Origin of the sequence: Streptomyces sp. NPDC090994 (assembly GCF_044768905.1) — a bacterium.
Classification (GTDB): domain Bacteria; phylum Actinomycetota; class Actinomycetes; order Streptomycetales; family Streptomycetaceae; genus Streptomyces.
Genome location: NZ_JBIVWS010000018.1, coordinates 126,814 through 140,354, shown reverse-complemented (window position 1 = coordinate 140,354; position 13,541 = coordinate 126,814). Strand labels below are relative to the sequence as shown.

Below are 13,541 nucleotides of genomic sequence, written 5' to 3'. Positions count from 1 at the left end.
AACACCACCACCGGCACGCACACCGGCCCGGCCTCCCAGACCCCGCCGACCACGACCACGACCAGCGACACACCCACACCGGTCAGCACCGTCCAACAGCAGCCGCACAGAACCGACACCACCACCACCGACACCACCACCGACGTCACGGACGTCACGGCCGTCATGGACGACACGGACGTCACGGCCGACACCCCGAACACGCAGCCCGGGAACCCCGGCCGCACCGACACCCCGCTCCCCTCCACCACCTCCGCACCGACCGGAGCACCAACCACCGGCAACCCCGCCTCCAGTACCTCCCCGGCGCCGCCGCCCGCCCGCACCGCTCCCGCCGCCCAGCCGTCACCGCACACCGCCGACACCGACACCGACACCGACACCGACACCGACACCACTGACGTCCCCGACACACAGAACGTCATCGTCCCCCTGGACGACGAACAACGGCGTTTCATCGCCGCCCAGGTGACCGCCGCCGATGTCCCGGAACACCTGCCGGAGGCGGCCCCCGACACACCGGTGACCGTCCAGGACCTGGACCGTGCGGGTGTCGCGCTCACCTTCGAGCAGCAGGCGCAGGCCGTGCTCAGCGGTGGCCCGTTGTCCCTGACCTTCGGCGACCTCCCCGTGGTCGACCAGGTCAAGGTGCTGATGACCACGCCGGGTCCCTGGCCCGCGGCCCTGGACGCCGTGGCCGCCAACGCCACCCGGCGGCTGTGGCAGGACGCCTACCTGAACTCACCCGGCGGCGCCCAGCGGAATTGGGACACCGCGGTCGGCCTCGTACTGCCGGCGGAGTCGCACCCCGTGCTCGCCGACTCCCGGTACGGGGACGAGCCGTACCGCGACGCCGTACGGCAGGTCGCCGATCTCCTGGCGGACGGGGCGGGCCTCGACGCCGCGGCCGGCCTCGCCGATCAGCTGCGGCAGGAACTGGGACTGCCGGGCCGTATGAGTCCCGGCCATATGAACTTGGACCGTATGAGTCCCGACCGTATGGATCCGGACCGTATGAGTCCCGACCGTATGGATCCGGACCGTATGAGTCCGGACCATGCGAGTGCCGACCCTCTGAGTCCCGACCGTACGAGTGAGGAGCCCGCCGCCCCGGCCGGGGTCCCCGAGCCCGTCCCCACCACGGGCGCCGCCGACCCGCACGTCCCCGCTCCCTCCGTCACGGCGTCCGCGGTCCCCGTCGGTGCGACCCTGACTCCGCTCGCGGACCCGCCCGCCCCGGGGTCGCCCACCGGCAGCCTCGGTTCCGCCGACATGGATCTCGGCACTCCCGAGCCTGAGGGCCAACAGCCGGTCCCCACCCCGGAGTACGGGCCCGATCCCGCCCACGCCGCCGAACTCACCCGCGTCTTCGGGGCCGGCATCACCGGCAACCCCCTGCACCCCTCCCTCCTGGACGCCGTCGGCCGGCTCGACGCCCTGCGGCAGGCGGGCCACGGTCCCGCAGGCGACCCCGGGCCTCTCGATCTCGACGCCGTCGCACGGCAGGTTCTGCTGCTCGACCCGGGCACCCCCGTCACCCACGACCACCACGGCGACCTCTTCCGGATCGCCCTGGACCCGGCGATGGAACAGGCCTCCACGCTGGCGGCGTTGGCCGCCTTCGGGCTCGCTCTCAATGGCGGGCTGGCCACGCCCAGCGCCCTCACCGGGCAGGACGGCACCCCGTACGGCCGGGTGTGGAGCGGTGCCCCGGGGGCCGGCCACGGGCTGGACGTGGACCCCGACGCGACGAGCGTGAAGGTACGCCACCCCGACGGACGGGAGGAGATGAGCACCCCACGCCCCGCCCCCTGGAGTCCGGGGGCGGAACGGCCGCGGCCGTACGTCGTCATGGCGTCGGGCAACTCCCACGCGATCCTCGTCCGCACCAAGGACGGCGCCCGTGTCTCCGCGCCGCCGGCCGTCCTCGCCGAACTGCTCGCGATGGACCCGGTGTTGTCCGCCCTGCCGCCCGAGGTCCCCGTCCTCCTCGTCGTGCCCTACGCCGGTGGCCGGCAGCTGGAGCTGCCGCGTGCGCTCGCCGACCGGCTCGGGCGTGAGGTGTGGTCCACCAGCGGTCAGCCGGTCCTGGGCCGCCGGGACGAGACCGGTCGGGCGCCGCTGGCCCTCCTGGACCGGCCCGGCGTCCCCCGGGGGGACTGGATCCTCAGCCGGCCCGGCGAGGTGGTGCCGGAGGACCGTGCGGACGTTCCCCAGTGGGAGCGCCGCATGATCAGCCACACCATCGTCGCCGACGAGAACGGCCACCCGCAGCTCGGCCGGATGGCCTTCAACCCGGCCGAGCTGGCCGGTGTGCGGGAGTACCGGGCCCGCAACGTGCACCGGATCACCGGCTTCGCCCGGCGGCACCCCGGCTCGCTCGGCACGACCGCGCGGACACCGCTGACCGTGGGCGCGGGCACCGACGAGCAGGTCTACCACCTGATCATGCACGCCTCCCCGCACACCGTCTCCGTCCCGCAGGAGGACGGCAGCACCTACCACGCGTCCGGCGGGGAACTCGCCGGCTGGCTCTCCCGCCGGCCGAGCGTGCGGCGCCTGCGCGAGCAGGACTGGATCTACCTCGACGCCTGCTGGACCGGCGGGAGTTACCAGCGCGGCAGAACCGGGACCGCCGCCGACCTGGCCACCCGCCCGCAGCCGGCCGCCGACCCGCTCACGGAGGTCCCCACCGCCCAGACCGTGGCCAACGGCACCGGCAAACGGGTACGGGCCATCGACCGTCCCGCCGGCCACCACCACGACCCGGGCGACCCGTCGCAGATCTGGCTGGAGGCGTACACCGACGCGCGCGGGCGGGGCGGTCAGGTGCGGGAGTTCCACCCCGAGCCGTCCGACGGCGAGCTGGCCTCCCGCGCCCGGACCGCGGGCCTGCACACCGGCCCGGACCCGGTGCCCGCGGAGACCGTCGCGCGGACCCTGCGCCTGGTGCGCGCCCTGCGTCTGGCCCTGGGCCCCGGTGTCGACGGCGACCCCTCCTACGGTGATCTGCTGCGCGGCATCGGAGCGCTGGAGACGATGCGGCAGTCCGACCCGGCCCTGCTCGGCACCGGACCCTTCACCATGGACCTCTTCCAGCGGCTGGCCTTCGCGCACCTGCGCGACCACGGCGGCGGCCCGGGCCCGGTGGACGCCACCGCCTACCGGGACCTGCTGACCCGGGCGGCCACCGCGCCCCCCGGTACCGCGCTGAGCCGTTTCGCGCGCGTGCCCCAGCTCGTCGGAGTGGCCCAGCAGACACGGAACTTCGGCGACCTGCCGGGGACGGTCCGCAAGGTGCTCCGCCTGGACCCCGCGGAACCGGTCGGCGAGGCGGAGGTGTCGCGGCTGTACTGGGCACAGGTCAAAGCCTTCGAGTGGCTCAACGGGCTGCCCGACGTCACCGCCACCGCCGCCCGCGTACTGCACCTGCCCGCGTCCGCGCCCGGCCCCGGGCACCGCGCCCAGCTGGGCTGGCTCGCCACCCGGGCGGTCGCCGCCGGGCGTGACCTGTCCGATCCGGTCGAGCTGGCCGCCTTCCACCTGGAGGAGCTGGGCGCCTTCGCACCGGAGAGCCTGCTGCCGGGAACCGACGGGCGGCCGGCCGGCCGCAACTGGGTCTCCCCGGTGCCGGGCGCCCGGCTGGACGGCTCGGTCGTCGGCACCACCGCGCCGCAGCCCGACGGCACGCACCGGCGTACCGGGAGCCAGACGGCTCCCTGGGCCGGTCCCGACCGGAGCCCCGCCTATGTCGTCGCGGCGGACGACGCCGGGCAGGGCCGGGTCTGGATCACCCTGCCCGGCGGACGGCGGCTCGCCGTGCCGTACGCCGAGTTCGCCGAGCTGGTCGCCCACGATCCCGAACTGACCGGCCGGAACCTGTGGAACACCGACGTCGTCCTGGCCGTCCCGCACGCGGGCGCCGCGGCGTTGCCGCAGGCCGGTGCGGCGCAGCCGCTACCGCTGCGGCTGGCGGTCGCCTCGGCCACCGCCCGGTCCGTCTGGGCGCACGCGGGCACGGTCGGCCTGGGGCGCGACGGGACCTCGGGGCCGCTCACCGTGGGCGCGGAGTCCGGTGCCGCCTGGACCCGCACCCACCCCAGGGACCTGTTCTCGCCCCAGCCGCCCGCGCCCGCCCTCCCGACGACGTCGACCGTCTCCGCGCAGCAGAACGTGAGTACGACACCTACCGCGGCCCTCGTCGAAGGCGTCAACTCGGCGACGCCGACCCCGGCCCCGGCCCCGGCCCCGACGCCGACGCCGATGGCCGCGGACTCGGGCACGTCCGTCACCGGGCGCGGGACGACCGGCACGGCCGCCGCGCGCAGGAGGGTCACCACGCCGGCGGGCCGTCACCCGCTGGCCACCATCCCGGAGGACGGCCCCCCACCCGAGCCCCCGAACCCGCCAGAGCCCCCGAACCCACCCGAGCCGCCGAACCCACCCGAGCCCCCGAACCCTCCCGCGCCGCCCGGCCCGCCGGCGCCGCCCGTACGGCCCCGCGGCGTGAACCGGGCCGGCTGGGTCGGCCGCGACCTCGACCTGCGGCGCCCGCCGCGCGTCGACCGCGACCTGCCTCCCGCCCCGGTGGACGGCGGCGGGCCGGTGCGGTTCTCCGACGGCTCCCGGCTGCCCGCGTACATGGGCGGTGTCGCCGCGCTGTACCCGGGGCTCCCGCCGGAACTGCTGCGGCGGTCCTACGCGCTCGGCCAGAGCGACAGCGTGCTGCGCGGCACCGATCAGGTCGCGGCGGAGATCACCGGGCAGCTGGGCCGGCGAGGGCCGCGTCCGGGTGCGCCCGACAAGCGGTGGGGCAGGACCGGACGGAGCCTGGAGGAGGACGTCCGGCTGCGGCTGCGGGAGCGTCCGCAGGCCTTCTTCGGCGACGGCCAGCAGTTCACCTACCGGACCGCGAACGGCCGCACCCGCGTGCTCCGGGTGACGGCCCGGCCGTACGGCAGGTGGGACCGGTTCACCTTCGGCTTCGCCAACCCGGTCAAGATCGACACGATGGCGCGCACCACGGCCACGACCGGCCGCACCGCCGTCAACAGCACCTCCACCTCGCTGGTGCCGGCCGTCCCGCTGGGCCCCGTCAAGCTCAAGTACACGGTCTGGGGCCGGGCCTTCTTCCGTAAGAACTGGGGCAAACAGGTCCAGTACGGTCTGCAGAACCAGACCATGAACCAGAACGAGACCCGCACCACCGACGGCTCGCACGCCCATCTCGACGACGTCTGGTACGACGTCGAGGTCACCGACCGGCTGGGCCGGCCCGTCGACGCGGCCGACCGGAGCCTGCCCGCCGGCAGCCGGGACGGCGTCGCGTTCGGATTCGCGGTCCGCTCGGGGCTGATGGCCCGGATCGCCGACAGCCTCACCCAGGACAAGCCGCCCGCCGAGCGGCTGCCGGAGCGGATGGACCTGGGCGGCCGGCCCGCCTACCGGCTCGTCAACACCGAGGCGTTCGGCCCCATGGCGCACGTCCGGGACTGGGCGCTCCAGCAGCTCGGGGTCGCGTCGGACACCCTCGCCGGCGGGCAGCTGGCCGACTTCTTCTCCACCGACGGCTTCCAGCGCATGAGCCGGGTGCAGAACGCCGGCCGCACCACCACCCCGCCGCTGTTCCGTGACTCCTCGGCCGCCGCGCCGCTCGGCGTCTTCACCGTGGAGGTGCGCTCCGGTGAGGCGCAGCTCATCAGCGAGACCACCGCCGCGGAGCTGCGGGACATCACCCAGGTCACCGTCCGCAACGAGCGTCTCGTCGGCCACAGCACGAGCACCGAGGTCGGCGGCGCGCTCGGCCCGTCCTTCCAGTTCTTCGGCACCGGTCACGGCAAGTTCGACCTGCGGTTGCTGCTCGGCGCCCAGGTCCGCTACGGCAGTTCCCGCGGCCGTACCGGCTCCACCGGCGGCACCGGTTCCGTCAAGGCGGCCGGGCAGGCCAAGGGCAACCCCACCGGTCTGTACTTCGTCCAGAAGACGGTCACCGTCACGGCGCCGCCCGGGAACCCGTCGGCTCAGGGGAGCGCGGCGCCGCGCACCCGGACCTTCCACACCTGGGCCGTGGAGCGGATGACCCGCACCGAGGCCCGCCGGCTGGCCGGCCTGGACCGGGGGCTCGCCCGCGACACCGAGCCCGCCGTGCCGCCGTACCTGGCCGCGGACCGGCCGTCGACCCTCGGCATGGCCCGCCCGGAGGAGTTCACCTTCGACGACGGCGCCTTCACCCGCACCGTGGACGGTGCGGAGCGCAGCTTCCCCGAGCACTTCGCGGAACAGGTGCTGGCAGAGGTCGCCCGCGCCTACCCGGACCTCGTCGCCCCGCTCGCCGAACTCGACCCGGGCAACTCGCGCTGGCGCGGCCCGGACCACTTCCAGATCGTGCTGAACAACACCCTGGAAGTACTGAACACGCTCAACCACCACGGCATGGCGGGCAACCTCGAGACGATGATGACCACCGGGCTGCGGATCGAGCTGGTCGACTCCGGCCGGATCGGCCGCGGACTGCGGTACGTGTGGATCGACGCCGAGCTGACCGGACGGCGCTACGAGGGCCGGCAGCAGGACCTGCGGCTGCGGTTCAGCGCGCCCGGCAGCGAGAACCTGGGCGGCCGGCAGAGCGGTGGACGCGGTCTGCACGGCGGCCTGGAAGGCCTGCTCTCGCTGCGCGACTCCCACACCGACGACATCGGCGGCCCGTCCCAGGCGGGCACGGGCAGTCTCGGCGTGCGGTACGGCGTCCGCGGCGAGTCCGACAGCGTGTACGGGCCGAGCGTGACGCACGAGGCGATGGCCATCGGCACCAAGGGCGCGGACCTGTACAGCTACCGGATCACCCTGACCGCGCGGCGCGGCGGCTTCTGGCGGTTCCGCAGCCTGCTGCGCGGTGTCCTCTTCCTCAACCTGCTCGGCACCCAGCCCTTCGTCTTCCGCGAGCGGGAGACCGGCCTGCTCGGCGCTCCGGACACCGCACCGGCCGCCACCGCCCCGGCCACCGCAGCACCGGCCACCGCCGCGCCGGACCCGGCGCCGCCGGGCGCGGCGGTGGTCGGACGGGTGCTGCTCAGCATCCCGATGGAGCACGTGCCCACGCGGGGCACCGGGCGTACCCCCGGCCCGCTGCACGGTGTTCCGCTGCCCGTGCCGCGCCGGTCCGCCCGCGATCTGGCGCTGACCACGCGCACCCTGTTCGACCAGGCGGCCCGCCGTCGCACCCCGGACCACCACAAGCACCCGTTCCTGACGCTCACCGTCACCTCGCACCCCGGGCTCGCCGATGCCGCGGAGCAGGTACTGAAGGAGGCGTCCGGCGGGTCGTGGCTGCTGACGCAGCAGGGCGCTCCCGCACACGACGCCGCGCTGCGCGCCTTCCAGAGCCAGTACCTCACCGCCAACTTCGACCAGACCTCCACCCCCACCGGCTGGCGGGCCTCGGGACTGTGGGCCAAGGCGCCCTACCTGAACCGCTCCTCGGTGCTCGCCCACCGCACCCGGGTCGTGCCCGGCACCCTGACCGCGCTGACCGGCCCGGTCGGCATCGACACCGAGACCACCCTCGGCGGCGCCACCCAGGTGGCCGGCCGCAACAGCCGCACCAGCACCCTGTTCACCGGCGGCCAGCTGGTCTTCCTCAAGTCCCACCCCACCGGCCCCGGAGTGACCGGCAGTTACGGCATCGTCGTCAGCCCCTACCGTCTCGACCGCACCCGGGCGCGGCAGGTCTCCCGGATCGCCCTCGCCGAGATCAACCGCAAGGACTTCAACCGCCAGGTCCTGGTGTCCGGCGACGTCCAGCACGAGATCGCGGCGGCGTCCACCACGGTCGGCCGGAGCGCGACCGGCTGGCGGCACCTGCCGCGCCGGCTGGCCGGTGCCGCGGGCCGGCGGGTACTGGTCAACGACGGCTGGACGGCGCACATCCCGGAGAAGAGCGCCTACCGGCTGGGGCTGCTCGGCGACCGCTGGGGCGACGTGCCGCGCTACACCCGGCGCACCTGGTCACCGCAGCCGTGGCTGCTGGACAACCCCTTCGGCGGCTTCACCGTCAACGCCCTCAACACCGCGCCCGTCCTGCGGGACTTCGACCGCAGACTGCGTCCGCTCGGGCTGTCCAAGGCCGACCGGGACACCGTGCACCGGCTGGTCTCGGACCGTGTGGTGCGCGCCCTCGGCAAGGAGATGACCGGCTCCGGCCTGACGGTGCCCGCGGAGATCGGCCGCTGGGGCTCGGGCACGGCGCGGATGTGGGTCGGCTCCCGGCAGGTCGGGGTGCGGGCGGAGCTGATCCCCGTCAAGGTGCCGCGGTCCACGGTCAGCGACGGCGACGGGCCCGGGTTCGCCGGTCTGGGACACAGCGTCGAACTGGAGGAGCACCGGCAGGCGGTGGAGACGGTGACCGAGACCCGCGCCCGGGCCTCCGGCGCGAGCGTCGGCACGACGGTCACCGAGGCCGTCCACACCGGCGACCCGGTGGCCCGCGCGGCCGGCCCGAACTACTCCGAGGTCGGCACCACCCAGCAGAGCGTGTCGCAGACCCGCTCCGACGGCAGCGTACGGATCGCCACCGCCACGACCACCCAGGCCCACGGCGAGTACGTCACGCGGTACCGGCTCCGCCTGAGCCTGGACCTCACGGACACCGGCGCCCCCGAGGGACCTGACGGCACCGGCCGCGGCGGGCCCTGGAGCTCCCTCGGGCGGCGGACCGGGCGGTGGTGGCGGAAGGTCACCGGCCGGAGCCGGCTGTCCGTCGAGGCCGAGGGGGACGTCGGGGAGCTGATCGAGCACTACCCCCTCAGCCTCATGCGCCCCGACCCCGTGTCCGCCGCCCCGGGCCCGGCCGGCGACGGTGAGGCGGCGCCGGACCCGCTGGCGCCGCCGGACCTGCCGCCGCCCGGTGCGCCCCGCAAGGTCGCCGTACCGCGCACCATGGGTGCCGGGGGCTGGCGCGACGTACGGCACCCGGGCGACGGGAGCACGAAGCCGTTCACCTTGCCGGAGGACGGGTTCAAGGTCCGCCGGATTGTCGGTCTGAGCCGGCTGCACGAGGCCAACACGCTGGCGCTGGCGTCCGCGTACGACACGGGTCTGAACCTGCCCGAACGCGGCACCCCGAGTGCCGAGCTGCTGGCCCGGGCTTCCGACACCCCGTTGACCCGGGCCGGCACCGGAGCGGCGCAGAACCTGGAGGACGGGACGAGCAACGGGGCCCTCAGCTCGTTCTACGACCGCACGCTCGACGCCGACGGCTACCGCGTACCGGGCCTGACCGACCGGGGCTTCTTCGGCGGTGCCGACGGTGAACTGGCGATGTACTCCAAGCCCGACCTCACCCGGGCCCAGTTGCTGGCCGTCGCGGACGGCATGAAGCACGAGGCCCCCAAGCGTGACACGCAGGGCGGCGGCATGTCGGCCGCCCGCGTCGGCACCACCGAGTCCTCGCTGGGCGGCGGCCCTCTCGTCTCGTCGCAGTCCACCGGCACCAACCAGATGGGAGCGAACGGCCCCGGCGACTCCTCGACCGACTCCGACACCCTCGCCCAGCAGGGCGACCGGCTCGGCTCGGTCAACGTCAAGCCGGACACCACCCGTTCGTTCCTCTTCGCCGTGCCCACCACCTGGCTGAGCGTCGCCGGGGTGCACCACCACCTCAAGGACAGCCGGGTGGCGCGGGCCGTGCGCAGCCCCTTCGGCAACCCGCAGCGGGGACCGCAGGCGCTGGAGACCGAGACCACGGTCCTGGCCTGGGTGCGGGAGGACGTGGCCCGGGACCTCGGCCTGATCGACGACCACGGTTTCCCGCCGAAGGCGGCCAGGGCGTGGGACGCGGTCACCAAGGCCGACAAGGCGTGGACGGCCGCCGACAAGAAGTACTGGGACCGGCGCCGTGACGAGGGGCCCGGACTGGAGGCCGCGCTGGCCGGGGCGGAACGCACGCTGGCCGCGCTCGCCGCCCGTGACGTCGAGGGCCTGCCCGAGATCGCCGCGGCCCGCGCCGCCCTGCGCCGCATCACCGACGAGATCGCCTCCGCGGAGCCCGAGCACGACGGCTGGGCCCGGCTCCAGGACGAGCAGCGGGAGCAGGCAGCGGCGCGGCTGGACGACCTGCTGCGCACGGCCGCCGCGGAGGTGTCGGCGGCCCGCGCGGCCCGGGACGCCGCCCAGCGGCGACTGGACGATTTCGGCCAGGAGCTGACGGACCTGCGCGCCACCGCCGAGGCGCTCGCCGACGAGTACGCCCGGGTCCGCGAGGGAGCCGACCGGCTCACCCGCTGGCACCAGCTCCACGCCACGGAGACCGGCCGCCGCATCCTCGGCAGCACGCCGGAACCGGCCGAGATCACCTTCACCCCACCGGCCGCAGGAGGGGAAAAGAAGGCAGAGAAGACGGAGAAGACGGAGAAGGCGGCGGGCGACGGTGTCGGGCAGGAGGGGCGGCCGGCACACTCCCGGCCGCCGTGGCAGCCCGGCGACGCCCACCCCGCCGTGACCTTCGACGCAGCCTCCGACCACCGCACCCTGACCGCCACCGAGTCCGACGGCCGCACCCGCACCTACGACCTGCACCCGCCGGACGCCGACGGCAACGGCTTCTACGCCGCCCTCTCCCACGCGCTCGGTGACGGCCGGCAGCCGGACCGGCTGGCGAGCCGGATCTCCATGAGCCGCGCCCTGCCCGCTGACGCGCCCCTCGACCCCGAGGCGACCTTCCGCACCCGCGAACTGGAGCTCAGGGCCGGTCTCGCGGGTCCGCGCAACGCCTCGACGCGGACCGCCGTCGAGGCCGCCGGAGGACGCCTCCCCGACGCCGTGCGCGACACGCTCACCCCGTTCCAGCGGGAACAGCTGGTCCGGCTGCACCTGCGCCAGGCCCGGCACTGGGACGCCACCACCGCCGGCCTCGCGGCGTCCACCACCGCGCGCACGCTCGGCGTGAACCTGACGGTGGTCGACGAGGACGGCTCCCACCAGCGGTTCGCCGCGGGCCCCGAGACACCGGAGCCGCAGGAGGTGACCCTGTACCGGCAGGGGGACACCTATCTGGCCGCCCTGCCCCGCCCTCTCGCCCCGGCCTCCGCCACACCGCCGGCCCCGCCGAAGGCGTCCCCGCTCACCGGGAGAACCGGTGCCGCGGGTGTCACCGGCACCGGGACCGGAACCGGAACCGGGACCGGGACCGGAACCGGAACCGGAACCGGGACCGGAACCGGCACCGGAACCGGAACCGACGCCAAGGGCAAGGCGAAGGCGAAGGCGAAGACGATGGCGGACCGCCCGCCCGCAGGTCCCCTCGTCACCACCGGCGGCCGTTCGTTCGTGCTGCGCGAGGTGCCCGCCGACGGGGACTGCCTGATCCACGCGGTCCTCGGCGGCCTCGCGGCGCAGCGGCCGTCCTCCCCCGCGGCCGGCCTGACGGTGCGTCAACTGCGCGACCGGCTGGTGCGCTGGTACGCCGATGACCCGGCCGCCGCCGGGCTGCGCGCCCAGCACGCCGCACGGGACCCGCTGGAGACGCTGGTCCAGGACCTCTTCCCGGACCTCACCCGCCTGCTGGGCATCCTGGGGGAGACCCGCCCACCGGACCTCACCCGCAGGCAGCGCGAGCGGGTGGACGCGCAGTTGACGGACGCCGCACAGCGCCGTCGGCTGCTCGGCCTGGCGGACCTGCGGGACGACCGGGGTCTGCTGGCCGACCTGCCGAGGGACGCCGTACGCACGCTGGTGCCGGCGCTCACCCCGGAAGAGGTGGCGGCGTCCGTGGACCCGCGGCTCGAACAGCGCCTGGTCGCGCGGGAGCAGGCCGACACGCTGCGTACCCGGCTCCTGGACACGCTGCGCACGGCCGGTCCGGACCCCGCCGCCGACGCCTTGTGGCAGCGCATCCGCACCGGACCGCTCGGCGGGGTCGGCCCGCGCGGCATCCCGCAGGGCCGGGACGAGTTCCTCGCCCTCGGCCACGACGACCTCGTCGCCCGCGCACTGGCCGCGCCGGACCTGTGGCACACGCCGTTCTACGACGAGGTCCCGCTGTTGGTGGCCCGCGCACTCGGCGTCGACCTGGTCGTCGTCCAGCCCGACGGCGCCGGCGGCTTCGACGCCCGTTCCCTGGACCCGGAGGCGGCCGGTCCCGCCCTCCACGTCCACTACAACGGCCGGGACCACTACCGGTCGCTCGTCCCGGACGGCACGCCCCCGGGGCCGGCCCCCGTCGCGCCGGCCCCGCCGCAGGCACCGCCCGCACCGGAATCCGACCGGGCCGACCGGGCCGACCGGGCCGACCGGGACTGGCTGGCGGAGCTGGCCCGTCGGCACGGGGCGAGCGAGGCGTACGCGCGCCGGCTCGCCGAGGGGCTGTCCGCTCCCCTGCTCGCCCGGCTGAGGGCCCGGGACCTCGAACGGGACGCCGGTTTCGGAAACCCGGTGCAGCCCAAGCGCGTGAAGGACGAGGAGCGGGACGACCAGGGCGACGTACGCGTCAATCCACTGTGGACACCGCTGGACGAGATCGACCCCGACCTGCTGGTCGCGGGCAGCCGGGACGCCGTGTGGCTCTACACGGTCACCCGGGACGGCCGGGTGCTGGTGGGCAGCGAGGAGCCGTCCGCCGTACTGAGCGAGGACCAGGCGGACGCCCTGCTGGCCGGCCTGCGCGCCAAGCGACCGGGGCTCACGGCGGAGCAGCTGAAGGCGGAGCTCGACGGCCTCGGACACACCGGCGTCGCCGCGGAGTTCGGCGCGGACGGCCGGACGCGGCCGGGGGCGAGCCGGGTGTCCGGCGAGTTCCGGTGGAACCCCGCGCTGCGCTCCTGGACGGTCAACGACAAGTCCGGCCGCTACATGAGCAAGTCGGTCCGCCCGGGCACGGCTCCCGAGACGGCCGCCGGCTGGCTGGACAACGTGGCCGGCCTGTTCACCGAACGGCTCGGCGTCCACGTCCGTCCCGACCAGGTCAAGTCCGCGGCACCGCCGGCCGCCCCCGAGCCCGCGGCCGGTTCGGCGGCCACCCCGTCCGCGCCCGTCACCGCGCTGGTCCTGACCCAGCCCGCCGGCGCCGCCGACTGGCTGCCGGACGCGCTGGCGGCGGCGGTCCGCGACCGGGCCGCCGACCGGCTGGACCTGCCCGGCCTGGGGGCACTGCTGGCAGGACCCGACGCCGGCGACGCGCTGCACCGCTGGGTCGAGTTCCGCCTGGCCGCACCGGACGCCGCGGAACGCGTGCCGGCGCGGCTGTCCGGCCCGGGGTGGGCCGGCTCTCGCACCACCCTCACGCCCGGCGAACTGGAGTCGGTGGGCGTGACGCTGCCGGAGGACCAACGGGCCTTCGCGGCACTGACCGGCGGGCTGCCGGTCACGGAGGTCGCGCTCACTCCCGCCCAGCGCTACCGGCTGCTGCGCCGGTGGGGCGAGGCCGGCGGTGCCGTGACCGTCACGGAGGTCGCGGCCGCCGTGGCCGCCGCGGACCTGGGGCTCGGCCTCACGCTCGTCCGGCCGGACGGGACAGAGGTCCACTACGGTCCGTAGCCCCGGCCGGCCGT

General features: G+C 75.4%; 1 protein-coding gene. It reads left to right on the top strand.

The annotated features are described in order from the left end of the window. Positions 1-165: 165 nt before the first annotated feature. The gene (locus tag ACIQR3_RS29310; protein ID WP_403543648.1) at positions 166-13,527 is read left to right on the top strand and encodes a lonely Cys domain-containing protein; all 13,362 of its coding nucleotides are present in this window, start codon (positions 166-168) and stop codon (positions 13,525-13,527) included. The last annotated feature ends 14 nt before the right edge of the window (positions 13,528-13,541 follow it).

Excerpts from the sequence above, each read along its gene's own strand:
- ACIQR3_RS29310 (WP_403543648.1), top strand. The coding sequence starts at position 166 with ATGGACGACACGGACGTCACGGCCGACACCCCGAACACGCAGCCCGGG.